20 protein-coding genes and 1 tRNA gene are annotated in these 21,676 nt (G+C 71.6%); 7 read left to right on the top strand and 14 right to left on the bottom strand.

Annotated features, from left to right (window positions below; all coding sequences use genetic code 11):
* Positions 1–47 precede the first annotated feature (47 nt).
* The 4 genes from tmk (at position 48) to AB0903_RS22485 (ending at position 6,628) form a co-directional block, all read left to right on the top strand.
* Complete coding sequence (tmk, locus tag AB0903_RS22500; protein WP_366705429.1) at positions 48–3,185, top strand: dTMP kinase; 3,138 nt, start codon at positions 48–50, stop codon at positions 3,183–3,185.
* A 202-nt stretch (positions 3,186–3,387) separates the two neighbouring features.
* Positions 3,388–4,593 (top strand): DNA polymerase III subunit delta', encoded by a 1,206-nt coding sequence (locus AB0903_RS22495; protein ID WP_366705427.1) that lies wholly within the window; start codon positions 3,388–3,390, stop codon positions 4,591–4,593.
* A 307-nt stretch (positions 4,594–4,900) separates the two neighbouring features.
* On the top strand, positions 4,901–6,442 hold the full coding sequence (locus AB0903_RS22490) for an alpha/beta hydrolase (RefSeq protein ID WP_366705425.1): 1,542 nt from the start codon (positions 4,901–4,903) through the stop codon (positions 6,440–6,442).
* A gap of 112 nt (positions 6,443–6,554) precedes the next feature.
* A tRNA-Thr gene (locus tag AB0903_RS22485) sits at positions 6,555–6,628 on the top strand.
* 712 nt (positions 6,629–7,340) lie between these two features.
* Here AB0903_RS22485 and AB0903_RS22480 read toward each other — a convergent pair.
* Positions 7,341–7,658, bottom strand: a complete 318-nt coding sequence (locus AB0903_RS22480; protein WP_366705423.1) for a DUF427 domain-containing protein — start codon at positions 7,656–7,658, stop codon at positions 7,341–7,343.
* Between the two features lie 164 nt (positions 7,659–7,822).
* On the opposite strand from AB0903_RS22480, the gene AB0903_RS22475 reads away from it, so the two are divergent.
* Complete coding sequence (locus tag AB0903_RS22475; RefSeq protein ID WP_366705421.1) at positions 7,823–8,371, top strand: carboxymuconolactone decarboxylase family protein; 549 nt, start codon at positions 7,823–7,825, stop codon at positions 8,369–8,371.
* Here the strand turns inward: AB0903_RS22475 and AB0903_RS22470 are convergent.
* Together AB0903_RS22470 and AB0903_RS22465 are read right to left on the bottom strand one after the other, a co-directional pair.
* Complete coding sequence (locus AB0903_RS22470; protein ID WP_366705419.1) at positions 8,313–8,612, bottom strand: hypothetical protein; 300 nt, start codon at positions 8,610–8,612, stop codon at positions 8,313–8,315. The genes AB0903_RS22475 and AB0903_RS22470 overlap by 59 nt on opposite strands.
* Positions 8,609–8,998: a metalloregulator ArsR/SmtB family transcription factor gene (locus AB0903_RS22465; protein WP_366705417.1), complete on the bottom strand. Its 390-nt coding sequence runs from the start codon at positions 8,996–8,998 to the stop codon at positions 8,609–8,611. The genes AB0903_RS22470 and AB0903_RS22465 overlap by 4 nt, the downstream gene beginning before the upstream one ends.
* Positions 8,999–9,120: 122 nt before the next feature.
* Between AB0903_RS22465 and merA the strand changes: the two genes are divergently transcribed.
* Positions 9,121–10,545: a mercury(II) reductase gene (gene merA / locus AB0903_RS22460; RefSeq protein WP_366705415.1), complete on the top strand. Its 1,425-nt coding sequence runs from the start codon at positions 9,121–9,123 to the stop codon at positions 10,543–10,545.
* Positions 10,546–10,733: 188 nt separating this feature from the next.
* Here the strand turns inward: merA and AB0903_RS22455 are convergent, their stop codons facing one another.
* Complete coding sequence (locus tag AB0903_RS22455) at positions 10,734–10,880, bottom strand: hypothetical protein (RefSeq protein WP_366705413.1); 147 nt, start codon at positions 10,878–10,880, stop codon at positions 10,734–10,736.
* Between AB0903_RS22455 and AB0903_RS22450 the strand changes: the two genes are divergently transcribed.
* Positions 10,879–11,424, top strand: coding sequence for a MerR family DNA-binding protein (locus AB0903_RS22450; RefSeq protein ID WP_366705411.1), 546 nt, complete (start codon positions 10,879–10,881; stop codon positions 11,422–11,424). The genes AB0903_RS22455 and AB0903_RS22450 overlap by 2 nt on opposite strands.
* Positions 11,425–11,515: 91 nt before the next feature.
* On the opposite strand, the gene AB0903_RS22445 is transcribed toward AB0903_RS22450, so the two are convergent.
* The 10 genes from AB0903_RS22445 to AB0903_RS22400 form a co-directional block, all read right to left on the bottom strand.
* Positions 11,516–12,229 (bottom strand): Crp/Fnr family transcriptional regulator, encoded by a 714-nt coding sequence (locus AB0903_RS22445; protein WP_366705409.1) that lies wholly within the window; start codon positions 12,227–12,229, stop codon positions 11,516–11,518.
* Between the two features lie 230 nt (positions 12,230–12,459).
* Positions 12,460–12,939: a hypothetical protein gene (locus tag AB0903_RS22440; protein WP_366705407.1), complete on the bottom strand. Its 480-nt coding sequence runs from the start codon at positions 12,937–12,939 to the stop codon at positions 12,460–12,462.
* Between the two features lie 82 nt (positions 12,940–13,021).
* Positions 13,022–14,215 carry a hypothetical protein gene (locus AB0903_RS22435; protein WP_366705405.1) on the bottom strand — a complete coding sequence of 398 codons (1,194 nt, stop codon included), beginning with the start codon at positions 14,213–14,215 and terminating at the stop codon, positions 13,022–13,024.
* Between the two features lie 29 nt (positions 14,216–14,244).
* Positions 14,245–15,921, bottom strand: a complete 1,677-nt coding sequence (locus AB0903_RS22430) for a radical SAM protein (protein WP_366705403.1) — start codon at positions 15,919–15,921, stop codon at positions 14,245–14,247.
* A 58-nt stretch (positions 15,922–15,979) separates the two neighbouring features.
* Positions 15,980–16,708 carry a TIGR04283 family arsenosugar biosynthesis glycosyltransferase gene (locus AB0903_RS22425; protein WP_366705401.1) on the bottom strand — a complete coding sequence of 243 codons (729 nt, stop codon included), beginning with the start codon at positions 16,706–16,708 and terminating at the stop codon, positions 15,980–15,982.
* Entirely contained in the window at positions 16,705–17,376 is a 672-nt protein-coding gene (locus tag AB0903_RS22420; RefSeq protein WP_366705399.1) for a TIGR04282 family arsenosugar biosynthesis glycosyltransferase, read from the bottom strand. The genes AB0903_RS22425 and AB0903_RS22420 overlap by 4 nt, the downstream gene beginning before the upstream one ends.
* Complete coding sequence (locus tag AB0903_RS22415) at positions 17,373–18,161, bottom strand: MTAP family purine nucleoside phosphorylase (protein WP_366705397.1); 789 nt, start codon at positions 18,159–18,161, stop codon at positions 17,373–17,375. Before AB0903_RS22415 ends, AB0903_RS22420 begins: the two co-directional genes overlap by 4 nt.
* A gap of 4 nt (positions 18,162–18,165) precedes the next feature.
* Positions 18,166–19,599: a radical SAM domain-containing protein gene (locus tag AB0903_RS22410; protein ID WP_366705395.1), complete on the bottom strand. Its 1,434-nt coding sequence runs from the start codon at positions 19,597–19,599 to the stop codon at positions 18,166–18,168.
* Positions 19,599–20,060 carry a MauE/DoxX family redox-associated membrane protein gene (locus AB0903_RS22405; RefSeq protein WP_366705393.1) on the bottom strand — a complete coding sequence of 154 codons (462 nt, stop codon included), beginning with the start codon at positions 20,058–20,060 and terminating at the stop codon, positions 19,599–19,601. Before AB0903_RS22405 ends, AB0903_RS22410 begins: the two co-directional genes overlap by 1 nt.
* A complete protein-coding gene (locus AB0903_RS22400) occupies positions 20,057–21,466 on the bottom strand; it encodes an FAD-dependent oxidoreductase (protein ID WP_366705391.1) in 1,410 nt (469 codons plus the stop codon). The genes AB0903_RS22405 and AB0903_RS22400 overlap by 4 nt, the downstream gene beginning before the upstream one ends.
* Positions 21,467–21,676: the final 210 nt, after the last annotated feature.

Below are 21,676 nucleotides of genomic sequence, written 5' to 3'. Positions count from 1 at the left end.
TTCGGACACTCCTCCGGGGAGCATGCGGCTCCGGATAGGCTGGCCGAATGACGCGAGCCGAGCAGCCAGCCGATCAGCAGGCGGTCAAGAACACCGCTTCAGAGACTGCCGCAGACGCATCGGATTCCGACACACTCGCCACGGACTCACGTGAACGGGCCGTGCGCTCCCTGCTGCGCCACCCGCCGCTGAGGCGACTGTGGAACGCGCAGGTGGTCGACGGTGTCGCCGACGCACTCGCCGTTCTCGTCCTCCTGCTGCTGTCGCTCCAGGCGGCGGTGGCGTCGGGCGCGTTCGGCAGCGGGTACCGCGGGGCGGCCTTCGCGGTCGCCGCCGTGCTGGGCGCCCGCGTGCTGTCCACGTTGCTCTTCGGAGCCGTACTCCTCGGTCCCATGACCTCGCTGACGGCACCCGGCGGCCCGTTGGACCGGCGCTGGACCATGATCGGGGCCGACGGGCTGCGACTGGCACTGCTCGTGGTGGCACCCCTGTGGATCGACTGGTTGCCCGACAAGGCTCTCGCGATTCTTCTTGTCACGGTCTTCCTGACCGGTGTCGCGGAGCGGTTCTGGACCGTCGCCCGTGAAGGCGCCGCGCCCTCGCTGCTGCCCGCGCCGCCGCCGGAGGGCGCGGCGGTCCGGCCGCTGCCCGACCACCTCGACGCGCTGCGCAGGCTCTGGCTGCGCACCGGCTTCGCGGTCATCCCCGTCGCCGCCGCGGTGCTGCTGGTCGCCACCCTGTTCAGCAATCTGCTGGGTACGGGCATCGACTGGTTCTCCGCCCACCAGGCAGCCCTTGCGTCCTACGTCGCGGCAGGGCTCTTCGCGGCGTCCGTGTCGATCCTGTACTTCGTCGAACTGCCCGGCTCCCAGACGCCCCGACCGCGTTCACCGCTCGAGGGCCTGCGCCGGCCGTCCGCGGGCGACGGCGCGGACAAGGGCCGCACCGGCGGCATGCCGCTGTTCGTCGTCGCCTGCGCCGCCGTCACCGGGGCCATCGCCTCCGCGGCCGCCGTCGCCGTGCTGCACGCCGTCGACCTCGGCGGTGGGCCCGTGACGTTCGCCCTGCTGATCCTCGCGCTGATCGGCGGCACCGCCGCCGGTATCCGCGGGGCCGGCTCCGTACTGCCCTCGCTGTCACGCCGCAGGCTGCTGCCGCTCGCCGTCGCCGTGACCGGTGTCGCGCTGCTCGCGCTGGGCCTCGTGCCGGACACGGCGACCGGGTTGTTCCTCGCCACGGTCGCGGGCGTGTTCGCGGGCGTCGCCGCGAACACCGGCCACACCCTCATCGACCAGGAGACCGAGGAGTTCCGCCGGCCCCGGCTCACCTCGCACCTGCAGGCGGTCGTCCGCGCCGTCATCGCGCTCGCCGCGGTCGCCGCTCCCCTGCTCGCCGCCGCGATCGGTCCCCACCGGCTGGCGACAGGCGATTTCGTCTTCGCACACGGCGGGGCCGCGTTCACGCTCATGCTCGTCGGAGCGCTGCTGCTGCCCGTCGCCGCGATCGTGCTGGCCAAGACCGACGACCGGTCCGGTGTACCGCTGCGCCGTGACCTCGGCGACGCCCTGCGCGGCGGGGCCGATCCGGCGCAGGCCCCCGCGACGGGCGGCTTCTTCATCGCCGTCGAGGGCGGCGACGGGGCCGGCAAGTCCACCCAGGTCGAGGCCCTCGCCGAGTGGATCCGCGCCAAGGGCCACGAAGTGGTCGTCACCCGCGAGCCCGGTGCGACTCCGGTCGGCAAGCGGCTGCGCTCCATCCTGCTCGACGTGTCGAGTGCCGGACTGTCCAACCGGGCGGAGGCACTGCTGTACGCGGCTGACCGGGCGGAGCACGTCGATTCGGTGATCCGTCCGGCGCTCGACCGCGGCGCGGTCGTCATCTCCGACCGGTACATCGACTCGTCCGTCGCCTATCAGGGCGTCGGCCGCGACCTGTCGCCGACCGAGATCGCCCGGATCTCACGCTGGGCGACGGACGGCCTCGTACCGAACCTGACCGTGCTGCTCGACGTCTCGCCGGAGGCCGCGAGGGAGCGCTTCACCGAGGCGCCGGACCGTCTCGAGTCGGAGCCGGCGGAGTTCCACCAGCGGGTGCGCTCCGGCTTCCTGACGCTGGCCGCGGCCGACCCCGGCCGCTATCTCGTCATCGACGCCGGCCAGGAACCCGAGTCGGTCACCACCGTCGTACGGCACCGGCTCGACCAGCTGCTGCCCCTGTCCGAGGCGGAGATCAAGGCCCGGGAAGAGGCACGCAGGGCGGCCGAGGAGGAAGCCCGCCGGAAGGCCGAGGAAGAGGCCGCCCGCAAGGCCGAGGAGGAGCGCCTCGAACGCGAGCGGCAGGAGCAGCTCGCCCGGCTCCGCGCCGAGGAGGAGGAGCGCAAGCGCCGCGAGCTCGAGGAGGCGCGGCAGCGGGAGGCCGAGCGGCAGGCGGAGGAAGCCCGGCAGCGGGCGGAAGAGGCCCGGCGCCGGGCCGAAGCGGAGCGGCGGCGCCGCGAGGCCGAGGAGAAGGCTCGCGAGGCGGAGCAGGAACGCCTGCGCAAGCAGGCCGAGGAAGAGGCCCGGCTGCGCAAGGAGGCCGAGGAGCGCCGTCTGGAGAAGCAGCGCAAGGCGGAGGAGGCGCTGCTGCGCGCCGAGGAGGCCCGCCGGGCGGCGGAGGCCGCCGCGGCTTCCGTCACTGCCGCGTCGGCCGCCGAGACCACGATGCCCACTCCGGTCGTCAGGCCCGACGAGGTGACGCAGGAGGTTCCGGTCCCGGGCGGAGCGAACGACGCGACGAGCGTGCTGCCCAAGGTTCCGGACGAGGCAGAGACGACCATGCTGCCCTCGGTGCGCGAGGAGCGTGCGGCGGACGAGACGGCGGTCCTGCCGCCGGTACGGGAAGAGCGTGCGGCGGACGAGACGGCGGTCCTGCCGCCGGTACGTGACGCCGGTCCGTCCGGTCGGTCCGACCGGGTGCCGCCGGGCGTCTTCCGCGACGAGCGCGAGGAGCAGCGCGGCGAGAACGGGAACGAGCGCACCACGGAACTCCCGCAGGTCGATCCCCCGGCGGAGCGCCCGCGCCGCCGCTCCGACTGGGCGGAGGAGACGCCGCTCGACGATCTGCCGACGCTCGCGGACGAGCTTCTCGGCCCGCGTGAGGACGACGAGGACGACGGCGGCCGCGGTCGCCGGGGCAGGCGCGGCTGACCGCAGCGCCGGGTGATCCGATGCCGACGAAGGGGACCGGGCCCACGGGGACCGGTCCCCTTCGTCGGCTGAGCCTGTACGGCGTCCGCCGGGCCTTCCGCAGCGCTTCCTCGTCACGGCAGAGCCTGTCGAGGAAGTGGACGGCACTGTCGGTGCTCTCCGCCACAATGGGAGACCGCAGCACGAAAGGCGGTGACGGCACATGGCCGTGTGGGACGACGTGGTCGGCCAAGAGCGTGTCCAGGAGCAGCTCTCCGCCGCCGCGCGGGACGCGGACGCGCAGGTCACCGCCCAGTCTGCGGGGGCACCGGTACCCGCCGCGTCCAAGATGACGCACGCGTGGCTGTTCACCGGCCCGCCCGGCTCGGGACGGTCCACCGCCGCCCGTGCGTTCGCCGCCGCGCTGCAGTGCACCAGCCCCGACCGTGCCCTCGGCGGCGCGCCGGGCTGCGGCTTCTGTGACGGGTGCCACACCGCGCTTGTGGGGACGCATGCCGACGTCGAGGTGATCCGCACCGACCTGCTCTCCATCGGCGTCGGCCAGACCCGTGAGCTCGTCCGCCGCGCCCAGCTCTCGCCGGCGGTCGGTCGCTGGCAGGTGATCATCCTGGAGGACGCCGACCGCCTCACAGAGGGCGCGGGGAACGTCCTGCTGAAGGCGGTCGAGGAGCCGGCGCCGCGCACGGTCTGGCTCCTGTGCGCGCCGTCCATCGAGGACGTGCTGCCCACCATTCGTTCCCGCTGCCGCCACCTCACCCTGCGTACGCCACCGGCGGCCGCCGTGGCCGACGTGCTGATCAGGCGAGACGGCATCGAACCGGACGTCGCGGCGGCCGTGGCCCGCGCGACCCAGGGCCACATCGGCCGGGCCCGCCGGCTCGCCACCGACGAGCGGGCCCGTGCCCGCCGTACCGCGGTTCTCAAGCTGCCTCTGCGCGTGGAGGACATCGGCGGCTGTCTGAGAGGCGCACAGGAGCTCATCGACGCGGCCGCGGAGGACGCCAAGCAGGTCGCGGAGGACATCGACGTCAAGGAGACCGAGGATCTCAAGGCCGCGCTCGGCGCGCAGGCAGGCGGTCGGATGCCGCGCGGGACGGCCGGCGCGATGAAGGAGCTCGAGGACAGGCAGAAGCGCCGCAAGACCCGCACGCAGCGCGACAGCCTCGACCTCGCGCTCACCGACCTCACCAGCTTCTACCGTGATGTGCTGGCGCTTCAGTTGGGGTCGCGGGTGGAGCCGGCCAACGGCGACGTACGGGACTCCCTCGACCGTGTCGCCCGGAGCTCCACACCGGAGGGCACGCTTCGGCGGATAGAGGCGGTGGTCGCCTGCCGTAAGGCGCTGGAGCGCAACGTGGCACCGCTCCTGGCCGTCGAGGCGATGGCGGTCTCGCTGCGGGCGGGCTGACGTCCTCCGGCGATCTGCGCGCCCGTGTGTGTACGGGCGGGCTCACGCTCCGGCGGTTCACGCGAGCCGTACAGTGCGGGGGGGCGCCGCTGACCGCCCCCGACGTCCTCCGGCGATCCGCGCGGCCGGGTACGGGCAGGCCGGGCTGGTGAGGCCCTTGGACGGCCGCGCCGGTCCACGTACGAACGCCGGCCCCCAGGCGCGCACCGACCGATGGACGTACCTCGCCGGGCCCGCCCGGCCCGACCGGTCGGTTCGCGCGAGCCGGGACCGGCATCGGCCGCCCGCTGCTATTACGCTCCGTTGGATGGACACCAGGCGCCTGTTCCGCACCTTCGCCCTTCCGCTGGCCACGGTCGGCCTCCTCGTCTCCGGATGCACGGCGGGCGGCCCGTCGGCAGGGGAACGCGACACACCAGGAGCGGCCGGGCGGGCGGCGCCCTCCGCGGAGCTCGAGCCGTACTACGGCCAGGAGCTCGACTGGCGGGAGTGCGGCGTGCCCGGCTTCGAGTGCGCCACGATGAAGGCCCCGCTGGACTACGCGAAGCCCGACGGTGACTCGATCAAGCTCGCCGTCTCCCGGATCAAGGCGACCGGGCCCGGCAAGCGGCTGGGCTCCCTGCTCGTGAATCCGGGTGGCCCCGGCGGTTCGGCCGTCGGATATCTCCAGGCGTACGCCGGCATCGGCTACCCCGCCCCGGTACGCGCCCGCTACGACATGGTGGCCGTCGATCCCCGCGGTGTCGCCCGCAGTGAGCCCGTCGAGTGCCTGACCGGCCCGGAGATGGACACGTACACCCAGGTCGACCAGACGCCGGACGACACCGCGGAGGCCGCCAAGCTTGAACAGGCGTACAAGGACTTCGCGGCGGGCTGCGAGGAGCGATCGGGCAAGATCCTCCCCCATGTCTCGACCACGGAGGCGGCCCGCGACATGGACGTCCTGCGCGCGGTCCTTGGCGACGAGAAGCTGAACTACGTCGGCGCCTCGTACGGCACCTTCCTCGGCGCGACCTACGCCGAACTGTTCCCGGACCGGACGGGTCGCCTGGTCCTCGACGGAGCGATGGACCCGTCGCTCCCGGCACGCGAGCTGAACCGCGACCAGACGGCCGGCTTCGAGACCGCCTTCAAGGCATTCGCCGCCGACTGCGTCGAGAAGTCGGACTGCCCTCTGGGCAGGACGTCGGTCGCCGATGCGACCGACCGGCTCAAGGACTTGTTCGCGAAACTCGACGCCTCGCCCGTGCCCACTGGTGAGGACCGCCCGCTCGGTGAGTCGCTGGCCACCACCGGCGTGATCGCCGCGATGTACGACGACGGCGCCTGGCCCCAGCTGCGCTCCGCGCTCACGGCCGCGCAGGACGGCGACGGCGCTCCGCTCCTGGTCATGGCCGACAGCTACTACGAGCGCGAGGCGGACGGCTCGTACGCCAATCTGATGTTCGCCAACGCGGCCGTGAACTGCCTCGACCTCCCGGCGGCCTTCGACGGTGCCGAAGAGGTGCGCGCCGCGGTCCCCGAGTTCGAGAAGGCGTCCCCGGTCTTCGGCCGCGGTTTCGCCTGGGCCTCCCTCAACTGCGGTTTCTGGCCCACCCCGGCCACCGGCAAGGCCCATGCCATCGAGGCGAAGGGTGCGGCCCCGATCGTGGTCGTCGGCACGACCCGCGACCCGGCGACCCCGTACAAGTGGGCCGAGAGCCTCGCCGGCCAGCTGTCGTCCGGCCGGCTCCTGACGTACGACGGTGACGGCCACACCGCCTACGGTCGAGGCAGCGACTGCATCGACACCGCGATCAACACCTACCTCCTCGAGGGCAAGGCCCCCGAGGACGGCAGGCGCTGCTGAGGCCGGCGCAGGGCCGACCGGGAGGTGGTTCGGGGCACCCCCGGGAACCCTGTAGACTTGGCGCCGCTGCTGATGAGAGCGTGTCCCGCGAGGACGCGTACGTCCGCAGCTTGCCGCCTTAGCTCAGTTGGCCAGAGCAACGCACTCGTAATGCGTAGGTCTCGGGTTCGAATCCCGAAGGCGGCTCGGATTAACCCCAGGACTCACTCGCCGTGACCTGGGGTTTTTTCCATTCCGTGACCTAACTCCTGCCGGTGCGTCAGCCCAGAGGCTCCGCCAGGCTGCCCCTGGTGGCCGACCGGTGGCCAAGCGTGCAAATGGCGTGCAGCGGCGGTGGACGGAAGCTTCGACAGGGGCGGATGGACGGCGGCTTTGTTGTTGTTCCCTCCCTACAAGCTTTCGTCCAGCATTGCCGCCTGGGAAGACTTCGGTCAGGTCCATGGGCCCTGAAGCCGTGCCCCGAGGAAGTAGGCAGCGCGCTTCCGCGTAGCTGCCAGGGGTTCTTCTTCGTGCTCAGCCGCAATGGACACCGCGCCCCACCTTCGGCTGGAGCGCGAAGTGGAGCCCGGGTAAGCCGAGAGGCCGCAGGAGGTTTGTTTCCGCAGAGACCGTGTCCCCCACAGGTCGTGTCGCTTTGCGAGGCGGCTGGCGACGTGGTCGGTGTCGCCTCGCTGTGGCGCATCGTGTCGCTATCCCCATCCCGGGCCGTGATGAAGCAAACACCCTTCTTGCTTCCGTTCCCGGTCTCGACGAGTCCCACCGACGCGCTGTCCGGCGTGTGCCTGGAGGGGGCACGACCCTCCGCTCTTATTGCTATGCCCAGCAATACCCGTGTTGTCGTCGGCGGTTCCGGGCCGGGTTTCAGGAGAGCCGGGGCGGTGGCAGGCGAGGAAGGGGGTCAGTGGCTCCGCGTCGCCGGCTTCTTCTCTCGGGTGCCTTCGATGGTGACGCCGTTCCAGAAGGCGACGTGGTTCTTGATGCGGCGGGCGAGTGGGCTGGGGTGCGGGTAGTACCAGGCTGCGTCCGGGTTGGTGACGCCGTCGACGGTCACGGAGTAGTAGCGGGCGATGCCCTTCCAAGGGCACAGCGACTTGGTGGGGCTGTCGGTGAAGTAGTCGCGTTTGAGGGCCTCGGGCGGGAAGTAGTCGTTGCCTTCCACGCGCTTGGTGCGGGGGGTTTCGGCGATGACGACGCCGTTGAAGATCGCTCGCATCATGTCGGCTCACACTCCTTGCTGTTCGCGGGGCGTCAGGGGAACCCGGTGGGCTCGGTCCGGGCTTCCGTTTCACCGGGCGACTCTTGGAAGGCGGCAGTGCCCTCGGCGGGTTTCCCTTCTGTACGGCCCGTTCGGGCAGTTGTGAGTCGATGGAGGCAACGTAGATGTCCAGGATTCCGGTCCATACGGTCGACAGCGCTCCGGAGCAGAGCCGTGAAGCGCTGCGGGTGCTGGAGAAGCGGTTCGGGAAGCTGCTGAACATCCATGCGGAGATGGCGCATTCGCCGGTGGTGCTGGCGGCGTACGCCGCGATGAGTGACGCGATCGCGGAGCACGGCACCTTCGACGCCCGTACGCGGGAGGCGGTCGCGCTGGCGGTCGGTGCGGTCGACCACTGCGACTACTGCCAGTCCGCCCACACTCTGTCGGGCAAGGCGGCCGGGTTGAGCGAGGAGCAGACCGTGGCCATCCGCCGCGGAGAGGTCGACTTCGATCCGAAGCTGGCCGCGTTGGTCGCCGTCGTACGAGCGATCGCTTCCGCGGTCGGGGAGGTGGACGATGCGACGTGGCAGCGCGGCCTGGATGCGGGCTGGAGTGATGTCGAGCTGACCGAGGCGTTTGCGCATGTGGTGGCGAACCTGTTCACGAACTACTTCAACCACTACGCCCGTACCGACCTGGACGTTCCACCTGCTTCTGGCCTTCAGGGCTGAGCGCGGGCGGGCAGCAGGCCCTGCGGCCTGCGCGACGGCGGCGGACGAGCACGGCGATCGCGGCGGCCACCACGGCGGTGGCCGCCGCGATGATCCAGGGGTTTCGCAGTACGCCGCCGAGGGCGCCGAGCGCGCCGCCGACCAGCAGCACCGGTCCGGCGCAGCAGGCCACCATCACCAGCCCGGCCCCGACGGCGGCCAGTGCACCGGCTGGCCGGGGCGGCCGGTCGTTGCCGTTCAACGGGGGTCGCCTTCTTCGGTGCGTGCGGGGTCGATGCGGGGGCAGCAAGTCAGAGCGGTGGCGTTGTCGGCGGCCAGGGTGCGGGCGAGTACGACCAGGTCCGCGACGCGCTGGTCGCCGACGGAGTAGAGCAGTCTGCGGCCGTCGCGGCGGGCGGTGACGTAGCCGCAGTCGGTCAGGCAGGACAGGTGGACCGACACCCTGGGCTGGGAGATCTGGGCGTGGGCGACGCATTCGGCGGTGGTGCGCTCGCCGCCGAGGATGAATTCCAGCAGCTTCAGCCGGGTGGGGTCGGCCAGGGCGCGGAAGAACGTCGCCACCGTGTCGGTGTGCGGGCATGTGCCCGCCGGGGTGGCCGGTGCGGCCGGGGTGGGGCGCTGGAGCATGCGAGGGGCCTCCATACCTTGAACTATTTGCCTAGCCGAATAGTATTCCAGTATTGACCTATTCGGAAGAGCGAATAGCTGGCGGGTCCTGCGCGGTCCGGCACTGGGAGAGAGGCAGCGTCATGACAGGTACGGACGCCGGTTTCGACTTGGCGGTCATCGGTTCCGGGTCGGCCGCCTTCGCCGCCGCCATCGCCGCGACCGGTAAGGGCAAGCGCGTGGTGATGATCGAGCGTGGCACGACCGGTGGCACCTGTGTCAACGTCGGCTGTGTGCCGTCCAAGGCGCTGCTGGCCGCCGCCGAGGCACGTCACACGGCCCAGGTCGCGGGGCGTTTCCCCGGCCTGGCCGCGCAGGATGTCCCGGTCGGCCTTTCCGCTTTGATCAGGGGGAAGGACGCGCTGGTCGAGGACTTGCGGGCCCACAAGTACACCGGCCTCGTGGCCGGTTACGGCTGGGAGATCATCCGTGGCAGCGCCGCCTTCGGTGGGGATTCCGACGGCCCGGTCCTACGGGTTACGTCCGAGGACGGCGGTGAGAGGCGGATCGAGGCCGGGCGCTATCTAATCGCCACGGGCGCCGCCCCGTGGGTGCCGGCTGTGGAAGGGCTGGAGCAGGCCGGGTACCTGACCTCCACCAGTGCGATGGAGTTGGGCCGGCTGCCCGAGTCGATGGTCGTCGTGGGCGGTAACGCGGTCGGGCTGGAGCAGGCCCAGCTCTTCTCCCGGCTCGGTACGCGGGTCACCGTGGTCGAGATGCTGGAGCGGCTCGCCCCGTTCGAGGAGCCGGAGGTCTCCGCCGCGATCGAGGAGGTCTTCGCGGACGAGGGCATCGCGGTCCGCACCGGCATGACTGTCACCGCCGTCCGGCGGGACGCGGCCGGCTATGTCCTTTCCACCACGGCCGGGGACCTGCGGGCCGAGCAGCTGCTGATGGCGACGGGCCGTCGTCCCGTCACCGCTGGGCTGGGTCTGGAGCGGGTCGGAGTGAAGACCGGTGCGCTGGGCGAGGTGGTCGTGGACGAGCAGTCGCGCACCACGCATCCGAGGATCTGGGCTGCCGGGGATGTCACCGGTCAGGCGCAGTTCGTCTATGTCGCCGCGGCTCAGGGTGCGTTGGCGGCTGATGCTGCCTTCGACGGTTCGCGGCGGTCGCTGGACTACACGAGCCTGCCCCGGGTCACTTTCACCAGCCCCGCCCTGGCCTCGGTGGGTATGACCGACGCCCAGGCGGCTGAGGCCGGCATCGACTGCGACTGCCGTACGCTGCCGCTGGCGCACGTGCCCCGGGCGCTGGTCAACCGGGACACCCGCGGCCTGGTGAAGATCGTCACCGAGGCGGCCACCGGCCGCGTGCTCGGCGTGCATGCCGTCGCCGAAGGCGCGGGAGACGTCATCACCGCCGCTACGTACGCGATCAGCGCGGGGATGACCGTCGACCAGCTGGCGCACACCTGGGCGCCGTACCTGACCATGGCCGAGGCCCTCAAGCTCGCCGCCCAGACCTTCACCCGGGACGTGGACATGCTGTCCTGCTGCGCCGAGTGAACCAGCGGAGCCCCGCCGAGCCTCAGTGCCCGGCACAGGAGGTGGGACTCCGGTCCACAGTGCGTCCCGGCATCACCTCGATGATGCCGGGACAGTGCCGGAAAGCGGTGATGTGCTCCCGGCCGGGTTGCTGCGCCGGGCCTGCGGGCCGGCTCACCGGGCGGGGCACTCGCTGCTTACCGCTCGCCTCAACTCTCGGACTTGACCATGAGCTTCCCGCAGCAGCAGGTCGGGGCCGTCCCGGGGCAGTCGGCCGGGGCGGACACCAGGACCTGGATGGTGCAGTCGCAGGTGTCGCAGGGGCAGGTGTAGGTCTCGCCTTGTTTCATCGGCATGGCGCGTACCTTCTTCCTCGTGAGTGGAATGTGCCGGGTTGTTTCGGTGCTTTCGATGGTGGAGCCGTGCCCCTGGGGCATGGTCAACACGGACACGCCGGAGGTGATGCGTATGCGGTATGACAGCCGGGAGCTGCTGACCATCGGGCAGCTCGCCGCGGCGGCGCAGGTCACCCGCAAGGCGGTGCGGGTGTGGATCGGGCGTGGGCTGTTGGCCCCGGTCGAGCGCACGGCCTCGGGGTATCAGCTGTTCGCTCCGCAGGCGGTGGGCACCGCGGTGTTCGTGCGCCGTGCCCGGGATCTCGGCCTCGGCCTTGACGCTGCCGCACGCATCCTGCGGGCCCGCCGCGAAAGCGCCCAGCAGCCATGCGCCACCGTGCGCGCGCTGCTTGCGGAACGCATCGGCGAGATCGACACGCTGGTGGCCGATCTGCTGGCCATACGGGCCGAACTCGCCGCGTCGGCCACCCGCCCCGAACCCGCCCCGGGGGCCGAGGTCTGCGGACTGATCGAATCGGAGCGGCCTCTTCCCTCCCAGCGGTGACCAGGGCCTGCGGACGCACCGGGCCCCGCAGCCGTCTACTCAGGCGGTACTCGCGGGCAGGTGGATGGCTTTCGCACTGCGGATGGGGGCGCTACCCGGCCTCGTCGCGTAGCCGGTCCGGCTCCAGCACGGTGATGCGGCCCCGGCCCAGCCTCAGCAGGCCCCGGTCGGCCAGGTCACGCAGCACCTTGGTGACCGTCTCGCGGGACGTGCCCGCCAGGGCGGCCACCTGCTCATGGGTGAGGGTGACCTGTGGGTGTCCGGCCATGGGGCGCAGCGGCCGGCTGGGCGGCTTCGCGGGGATGAGGGTGATCAGAGTGCAGGCGACGCGCTGGGCGACGGATTTGAAGACGGTGTCGGACAGGCGCTGTTCGAGGTCGGCGAGGCGGCGGCCGAGGATCGCGGTGATCCGGGCGGCGATCCTCGGCTCCGAGAGCAGCAGCCGGTGGACATCGTCGCGGCTCATCACGCAGACGGTGACGTCGTCGAGGGCCTCGGCGTAGTTGCCGTACATGCGCTGCCCGAGCAGCACCATCTCACCGAAGATCGTGCCGGGGTTGATGATCGCCGTGGTCAGGGCGCGGCCCTCGGCGGAGACGCGGAAGACGCGGATGCGTCCGCGTTTGAGGATGAACAGCACCTCGCACGGCTGGGGCGGGGAGTAGAGGATCTCGCCGGCGGTGTAGGTCTTCATCGGTGCGGCTGCCGCGATGGCCGCCATCTCCGGCTCGCTCAGGTCGCAGAAGATGTCGACCTCGGACAGGCACCAGGTACGGTCGGCGTCTTCCTGATGGTTCTCGCGCATGCGGCCTATGTCCTCGCGTCGGCCCGGGGCCCAGGGCGGTGGTGCCGCACCCCAGGGCGGGTCCGCCAGGGCGTCGGCCCCCTCCGCCAGACAGTAGGGCACCTGTCCCTCGGCAGGGACGTCTCCGCTCACCTGCACCTCTTCGAGTGAAGGAAACCCCTCCGGTGGAGCACCCCGGGGCGGCGGCGCGCCCGGGGTGCCGGCTGACTTGGGCGGTGTGCGTCCCATGCTCAGGCCGACCCTGTGCGCTTGCCCATCATCGAGGCGATGCAGGCGAAGGCCAGTCCCAGCAGCAGCCCGAAGACGAGATGGGCGCCGAAGCTGGAGCTGGTGACGTCGTTCCACTCGAAGACCGGCATGCCCATGTTCGCGGGCATGATCCACATCGCTCCGATCAGCCAGGCCACGACGCCGTACCCCAGCCCGAGCACAGCTGCGGGCAGCATCTTCTGGGCGTAGTTCCCCAGGAGCGCGCCGAAGGCCAGACCGAAGGAGATGGCGATGGCCAGGTGGATGAGCCAGCCCGCGACGGCGTTCGTGGAGCCCAGCAGACCGGCGACCATCGTGATCATCGCGGTGTCCATCATCGGCCTGGAGACGGACATCCAGATCCCCATGCCGATGCCTCCGACGACGCCTGCGGCGGCGCCCCAGGCGGCGTACAGCGGCATGACGGCGGTTCTCGGTGATACCTGCGCGATGGTTGTCATGATGGACGACCTCTCTGTCTGCGTGTGGCTTCCTTCCTTGTCGACGCTATGACCAGTGCATGGGGAAGGTATGTGATCACGCTTACGTACCGGCAGGTAGCAGAAGTGATTCTTCGGCGTACGCGGCAGTGAGCTGGTCGATCTGCTCGTAGCCGGTGCGCAGCAGGAAGGTGTTGAGGCGGCCGTAGGACTTGGCGCCCAGGATGAAGAAGTGCGGTTCGGGATTGCGCAGGGCCTCGATCCCGAGGGACGGCTGGGCGAGGCAGTCGCCGCCCGCGGAGCCGAGGAGGGCGGCGGAGAGGTTCATGGGGGCGCCGGTGGCGTAGCACTCGTGGACCTGCAGCTGCCGGTAGAGGGAGGCGTCGCCGGTGTAGCCGGTCAGTGCCACGACGTGGTCGCAGACGATCTCGCGCGGGCCGCCCTCGGTGGTGAGGCAGGCGCGGATCCGGTCACCGTCGGGGCTCAGGGCCTGGACGTGGGCGCCGTTGTGGACGGTGACGCGGTCGTTGGCGCCGTCGGCGAGGGCCCGGGAGGTGTCGACGAGGTGCTGGCGGCCGGGCAGCGTGTCGCCTGGTACGGCGCCCCAGTCGGGCGCCGTGCCGCGCACCGCCCACTGGACGCGGGTGCCGGGCAGGGCGGCGAGGTCGCGGGCCGCGGTCTGGGCGGACTTTCCGGCGCCGACGAGCAGGACGGTGCCCGCCCACCGGCCGGTGTCGCCGGTGTCGCCGGTGTCCGGGAGGGTGTGGGTGATGCGGTCGGTGAGGGCGCGTTCGCCGGGGGCGGGGATGCCGCCGGGGCCCAGGGTGTTGGGGTGGGAGTAGGTGCCGGTGCAGTCCAGGACGAGGTCGGCCTCCGCCGTGTCCTCGCCGTCGGGGGTGTCCAGGAGGAGGGTGAAGGGGGCGGCGGCGCGGGTGTCGGTGCCGATGTGCTCGTGTTTGAGCAGGCCGGTGCGGGCGATGCCGGCGACGCGGGTGCGTAGCCTGATGCGGCCTTCGAGGGTGGGCAGTGCGGCGAGCGGGTCGAGCAGGCGGGTGGCCAGGTCGGCCCCGGTGGGGCAGTCGCCGCCAGCCGGGGCGCCCGGCAGGTGGGCCCTCATCCGGCCCGAGACGTTCAGGTCCCACGGAGTGAAGAGGCGGGCATGGCCCCAGGCCCGCAGGTGGGCGGCGACGGTGTCGCCGGCTTCGTAGAGGGTGAACGGCCATCCGGCGTCGGCGCAGGCGAGAGCGGCGTCGAGGCCGACGGGCCCGGCGCCGAGGATTGCGACGTGTCGCTGCATGGTCGACTTCCTTTCGGTACTCGTACGTCTCAGATGGCGCAGTGGACGGGGCGGGGCAGGGTGCCGTCGGTGAGGCGGGCGGCGAAGAAGCGTTCGGTGACCAGTTGTTTGCCCGCGGTGAGCGGGGTTCCGGCGGGCGCGAGATGGAGATCGGGGCTGGTGGCGAGGTCGGCGCCGGCGGGGTGCCAGTGCAGCCCGTCGGCGGTGACGGTCAGCTCGGGGATGCTGGAGTCCTCGCCGATCTCCACCCCGGTCTCGGCGAAGCCGCGGCGCAGCAGCGGCCGTACGGCGAAGTGGTCGGCGGGCAGGCCGAGTCCGGCCAGCAGCTCGGCGACCGCGGGAACCTCGTGGGTGTTCTCCGGGGTTTCGGTGAGAGCGACGCGCGGAGGCAACCCGAGGCTGATCAGGTGGCGGATGCCGTCGAGGGTGCGCTGCCAGGAGCCGGAACCGCGGTGGAGGTCGTGGGTGTGGGCGGTGGCGCCGTCCAGGGAGGTCTGGACGGTGAGCTTGCGTCCGGCCAGCTCCGCGAGGCCGGAGGCGCGACGGCCGCGCAGCAGCATCGCGTTGGTCATCACGACGGTGGGCAGCTCGGCGGAGGCGTAGTCGAGGAGGCCGACGATGTCCGGGTGCAGGAAGGGCTCACCACCGGTGAGATACAGCTCGGTGAACCCGGCCTGTACGGCCTCGTCGACCAGGGCGCGGAAGATGTCGGCGGGCAGGCTGCGGGCGAGTGCTTTCGGGGAGGAGGCGACCGCGCAGTAGTCGCAGGCCAGGTTGCAGTGGAAGTTGGTGTAGATCCACAGCCGGGAGGGGAAGTAGGGGGTGCCGAACAGCGGGACCACCGGCCGGTCGCTCTGAAGGGCCTGGGGCGTGGTCTCTCCCCAGCCGTCGTTCGCCGGGCGGAAGCCGGAGGGCAGGGTGGAGCGGTAGAGGTGGTAGCGGCCCCGGGAACACTCCTGCGGCGGCAGGATCTCCAGGCAGGTGGTCCACCAGCCGGTCTCGATGGTCTCGGCGAAGATTTCGGGCAGCCCGGCGGCGCGCATCGAACGGGCCTGCGCCCGCCAGTCATACGCGAGCGGGATCAGCTCGGCGGTGACGTGCCCGTCGGAGAGGTCGAGCATCGCGTACCAGACCTCGCGGCGGCCGTCGTTGGCGGGTTTGCCGAGCACGCCGACGTTGACGGCGAGGGTGTCGCCGATGCGCCGCTGCCAGGGCAGACCACTGTGGGTGCACAGCACGACATCGGCCCCGGACGCCTCTACTCGCAGGCGGTGCTGCTCCTCGGGGAGCGACTCCCACCAGAAGTCGTTCAGCGCCAGCGTCGAGCCGTGGACCATGTGGACGTCGACGCCGTCGATGGTCTCCCGGCGCTCGGTGGGCAGGGTGCCCATCCAGGCGGCGAAGTCGCGGCCGGTAGTGGCGAGCGTGTGGTCGTAGATGAGCTGGGCGTACTCGTTGTCCTTGGGGTCGCGGTAGCCGCAGCCGCAGTCGGTGTCGCCCCGGGCGATGGCCACGTCGTAGTTCCCGGCGACGCACTCGACGGTGTTGTCGGTCAGGATCGGCCACAGCGCGTCGACGTCGGCGCCGAATCCGCCGAGGTCGCCCAGACAGAACAGCCGCTCGGCGCCCCGGGCACGGGCGTCGTCGACGAAGGACTGCAGGGCGTACGGGTTTCCGTAGGGCCCTCCGCAGACTGCGATGCGCATGAGGTCGGTCTCCAAAAGTGTCGAGGGCGAGTCGAGGGCGAAAGGAACAAGGGGGCGTTCAGGTGCGTCTGGTTCGTGCCGCTCTCGGGCTTCTGTTCGGCAGGAGGCGGGGGCCTGCGGTGTAGCGGACGCGAATGGCCTCTGGGTCGACGCCGGCGAAGTACAGCAGCTTCAGGTACTGCATGAAGGCGATCATGCGCCAGGTCCCGTGAGCGACCAGGCGGCGTGAGGAGGCCGTCGACGTGGCGGGCAGCAGGCTCAGTCGGCCGCGCCGGTGCAGACGCCGCGACATCTCCAGGTCCTCCATGATCGCCAGGTCGGGGAAGCCGCCGAGAGCCTCGAAGACGGTGCGGCGGATGAACATGGCCTGGTCGCCGAAGATGTGATGGAGGCGCCGCGCGCGGGCGTTGGACGTCCACGCGAGGTAGTTCAGGCCGGGTGTCCGGCGGTCGAAGCGGAGAGTGAGGCCGCCTGCGACCACGGCCGGGTCTGCGAGCGCGGCCCGGATCTGGCCCAGGGCTTCGGGCTCGATGGCGGTGTCGGCGTGGATGAACCACAGGATGTTCCCGGACGCGTGCCGGGCGCCCTCGTTCATCTGCAGGGCCCGGCCGCGCTCACTGCCGATCACGGTGGCGTGGAGAGCGGCGAGTTCGACGGTGGCGTCGGTGGAGCCGCCGTCCACGACGATCAGTTCGCAGTCGGGGAAGTCCCGGCACAGGCGGCTCACCGCGCTGTGGATCGTGGCCTCTTCGTTCAGGACCGGGACGATGATCGACACCTGCGTCATGGTCTCTCCGCGGGCTGGAGGAGGGCGGCGATCGGCGTGGGCAGCGCCGGATCCGTCAGGAGCGCGGCGGCGTCCTCGGGGGTGTCCAGGTCCCGCAGTGGACGCAGCAGTCCCGTGCTCAGCCCTTCGCCGTGGGCGAGGGCGCGGGTCGCCGCGAGTACACGGTCGGTGCTCCAGACATCCGGGTCGAGGGCGAAAAGGGCAGTGTGGGGTGCTCGAAGGCCGATCAGGTAGTAGCCGCCGTCGAGCGCGGGGCCCAGCGCCACGTCGTGGTATTCCAGGGCGGTGAACGCGGCGCTCAGGCGGTCGGCGGTGAGGGTCGGTGCGTCGGTGCCGATGACCAGCAGGGGGCCCGCGCCGTCGGTGAAGGCGTCGGTGACGGACGCGGCCAGGCGCTGTCCGAGGTCTTCACCACGCTGGCGCAGCAACCGGACGCCGACGGGCACTGCCGTGCTGATGGCGTCCCCGCCGTCACCCGGGGCGTAGGCGAGGTAGCTGCGTCGGGTGTGGGCAGTGGCCAGTTCCATGGTGTGGCGGATGAGTTCGGCCTGGAGTTGCGCGCAGCGCTCCGGGCCCAGCAGGGGATGCAGCCGGGTCTTGACCGTGCCGGGCCGGGGCGGTTTGGCCATGACCAGGATCGCGGGGGTACCGCGGTGGGCGGCGCTCACGTGTCGAACCGGTAGACGAAACCGGCCCCGCTCACGACGTCCAGGGAAGGAAGCGCGTGCCCGGCCAGTGTGGCGAAGACCTCCTTGCTCGCCGCCATGCGGTCCAGCAGTGCCTGCACCGGTTCCGGTTCTGCGGCGACGCCGTTGGCGTAGTCGGTGACGAAACCGACCAGCGCCATGGGTAGTTCGGCCTCACCGGCCAGGACGACCTCCGGTCCTGCGGTCTGGCTGACGGCACTGACCCCGGCGGCGGCCAGGGCGGCCACCTCCGGGCGCGAGTTGAAGCGGGGGCCGTCGACGTGTCCGTACACGCCCTGCGTGGCGGCAGGCACCCCGGTCTGCTCGGCGGCGGTGATCAGGGCCTGGCGCAGCGGTTCGCTGAAGGGCCGGTCGAAGATCCAGTGGCCGCGCCCGGCCTCGCCGGGTGTGTCGTACCAGGTGCAGGGGGTGCCGTCGGGCAGCCGGTTGGCGGGGAAGTACAGGTCGTCGAAGACCACCAGGGAGCCCGGTGGCAGGTCCGGGTCGAGGGAGCCGCAGACGGTGAAGGACACCACGGCCTCTGCCTTGCAGGCGAGCAGGGCGGCGAGGTTGGCCTTGTGGTCCACCTGGCTGGAGAGCCGGTGGTGACCGGCGCCGTGCCGGGACAACTGCACGATCTCCGCGTTCCCGAGGCGCCCCTCGGTGACGGTGACCTCCCCGTGCTCCGTGACGACGGTCCGCTCGGCCGCCTCCTCCAGGTGGGGCCAGTCGTAGCTGCCGGATCCGGTGATCACGCCTATGCGCATGAAACTACTTCTCCTTCGGTGACGTGCCGGACGGGCGGCCGGCGGTGGTGCGGACCTCGACGATCGGCAGCAGAGTGCGCAGTGCCGCGTTCTCGGCCGGGTCGAGTACGGCGTGCTGCACGCAGGCGGGGACGAGGGTGCCGTCCTCGGGGTGGGCCATGGCGTAGTGGCAGGCGGCCAGCCGCTCCTGGGTCTCGCGCAGCCGGGGCTCCGCGGCCTGCTCGCCGCGTTGCATCATCTCCCAGGCCGGGGCGACGACGTCGGCGTCCATGAACTGGTGCATGACGAACGTGACGGGGCGCACCCGCATCCGGTGGCGGGCCAGCCGCAGCGGTCCGAAGCGGCGCATGGTGCGGGCCAGCCAGCGAAGCGCCGTCACCGCGGTGGACGGGTGGCTGGCCACCACCCGCAGGAGCCTGGCCGCGAGGAGGGCGGGTGGGGTGCCGGTGAAGGTGACCTTTCCGAAGTAGCGGAAGAACGCGTCGCGTACGGCGAGGTCGCGCGGGTCGCCGCCGTCGAGGAACGGATACCAGCGTTGGCCGACGTAGAAGCCGTAGGCGGTGCGGTTGCAGCGCACATCGCCGTTCTCGAAGACGCGGTAGTCCAGCCGGGTTCCGGCGCCGCGTTCGATCTCCGCCCACACCGCGTCCGGGGTCGCCTCGCGGAATTTCTCCTTCCAGCGGCGCTCGTCGCCCAGGAAGGCGGCGGGCTGGAAGGAGAACATGCCGTAGCCCATGGCGTGGCAGTCGTGGATCACGCTTGCGATCTCGTCGAGGTTGCCCGGGGTGACGGTCATGTTGTGGGCGAGGAAGAACCGCACTCCGTGCTCGCGCCGCAGACGGAGGAACATGGCGGCGAACCGTGCCCGGTACGGGTTCAGCGCCTTTTCGTCGGGCGGGCGTTCGATGCCGCGCCGGCCGTACATGAACTTGTCGAAGTGCGCGGCGAAGGACAGCCGCCCGAAGCGCCGTTTGCCGTCCTGGCCGAGTGCGAGCCGGGTGAGGTAGTCGTAGTCGAAGTCGCCGTGGGTGAAGCTCATCGGTTCCCGGCCGTGGTCCCGCATGATCGCGAGGGCGGCGGCGTGGTCGTCGGGGGTGAGCAGGCTGACCTCGCCGCCGATGAGTTGGGTGTGGGCGCGGGGGCCTCGCAGCTGACGCAGAAGGCGCATCTGCGCGGCGATCTGGTCGTGGGTGTGCGGGCCGTCGACGCGTACCTGGTTGGCGTCCCGGGAGTGGTAGCAGGGGGTGCACTTGAGGTTGCACTTGGGGAAGACGCCGTGGGTGCCCTCGCAGCCGACGCCGTGCCGCCCCAGGATCTGGCCGGGCGTCCTGGCCGCGTCGGGAAGTTCCGCCCAGCGGCGTTCCATCGCCTCGGCGAACTCACTGTCGTAGGGGCGGGTGGCGCGTTCGAGGGCGCGCAGTGCCGCGATGATCCGCATCAGTGGTTCTCCTGCGGTGCCGGGGCTGCCGTCGAGGTTCGGTCGGTGAGGGGGGTGGGCCGGGCCCGCCGCAGCGCGCGCCACAGCAGGCAGGCGTACAGCAGCATCAGCGCGTCCTCGACCAGGACGTACCAGCGCAGCGGCTGTGCGAGGTAGGTCCCGAAGCAGCCGCAGTTGTCCAGGACGAGCCCGCGGGCGAACGCCTGGGCGGCCAGCACCGACCACACCACCGCGACGCCCGTGTACAGCCAGACGGGCGTGGCGGCGCGGGAGCGGGGCCGGGCAAGGAACCAGCCGGCCGTCACCACCTCGGCGCTGATCAACGCCACGGCCAGAGCGGTCGAGGCCGCTCCGGAGGTCAGGCCGTAGGTGGTCAGGATGGCGGGCATCGCGTCGAACGAGGCGAGCTGGCCCAGCGCCATCGCCGCCAGGACGGCGCCCAGGACGATGCGGAGGATCACCGGGCCACCCCTCTGCGGAGCTTCAGCAGCGCCCCGATGACACCGCTGCCACGGGCCAGGCGGGCGTAGACGTCGGCCAGCGCCGCGTGCCAGGGCCCGTCGGCGTAGGTCGGATAGGGGTGCACCGTGCGGGCGTAGTCGGAAGGTGTCCAGCCCAGGCGCACCGCCGCCGCCAGATGGGCGATGGTCTCCCCGGCCCTCGGAGAGACCACCGTGGCTCCGACGATCTTTCCACGCGGGCCCAGGACGAGGGTGGTGAAGCCCTCGGTGCGGCCGTCGGCGACGGCCCGGTCGACCCGGTCGTTCTCCAGCGTGTGGACGCGTGCGCTGTCGCCGTACTCTTCGCGCGCCTCGTCGGCGGTGAGACCGACCCGGGCGATCTCGGGGTCGGTGTACGTCACCCAGGGCACCGCCCGGTAGTCGATGGGCCGGCGTACGCCCAGGAGAGCGTCGGCGGCGGCTGCTCCGCCCTGCGTGCCGCCCAGGTGGGTGAAGGCGGAACGGCCGGTGACGTCGCCGGCGGCGTAGATCCGGTGGTTGGTGGTGCGCAGCCGGTCGTCGGTGCGGACGTGGCCGGTGTCGGTCAGCTCCACACCGGCCGCCTCCAGGCCGAGCCCCTGGATGTTGGCGCGGCGGCCTGTGACGGCCAGCAGCGCGTCGTACGGGAGAGGGCCGCCGGGCCCGTGGACGGCATCGGCATCGACTCGCTCGGCGCGGTAGCCGGTCAGCACGGTGACGCCCTCGGTCTCCAGCCGCGCCCGCAGCACCTGTGCCGCCTGAGGTTCCTCGCGGGGCACCAGGCGTTCCATGGCCTCCACGAGGGTGACCTGCGCACCGAGCCGGGCGAACGCCTGACCCAGCTCGCAGCCGATGGGCCCGCCGCCGAGCACCACCAGGCGGCGCGGGAGTTCGGACAGCTCCCACACGGTGTCGCTGGTCAGCGGGTCGGCCTCGGCCAGGCCCGGGACAGGCACCAGGGCCGGCGAGGAGCCCGTGGCGATCAGCGCGTACCGGAAGGAGACCTCGCTGCCGCCTGCGGTCAGGGTTCCCGGGCCGGTGAAGGACGCCGCGCCGTAGGTGACGTCGACGCCGAACGGGGCGAGCGCCTCGGCCGAGTCGTGCGGTTCGATCGCACCGATCGCCCGCTTCACCTCCGCCATGGCCGCCGCGAGGTCGGCCGGACCGGTCACCGGCGGGAGACCGTAGGCAGCGGCTCGGCGGGCCGCCTGGACGTCGGCGGCGACGTGCAGCAGCGCCTTGCTCGGTACGCATCCCGTCCACAGACAGTCCCCGCCCAGCCGGTCCCGCTCGACGAGCAGTGTGCGGGCCCCGAAACGCCCGGCGGTGCGGGCCGCGGTCAGGCCGGCGCTTCCGCCGCCGATGACCACCAGGTCGTACCTGTTCATGGTGCGGGCTCTCTCCAGTCGGTGGGCCGCCGTAGGACGGGCGGCGCGCGATTGTGGGACGTGGGGGAAACCCGCTGACACAGCCGGGGCCTTCCCTTTCTCAGCCCCACGATCACGGCCACGATGAGCGTCCCGTGTCATCCGTGCGCCTCCGGCGTGTCCGAAACGGAATGGGGGACCGGCCCGGCAGGGTTCCCGACGCAGAGCGCA

This window comes from Streptomyces sp. NPDC048389, from assembly GCF_040706335.1.
Classification (GTDB): Bacteria; Actinomycetota; Actinomycetes; order Streptomycetales; family Streptomycetaceae; genus Streptomyces.
Note: the sequence above shows the minus strand (reverse complement) of the source record. Positions and strands in the feature narration are given on the sequence as shown.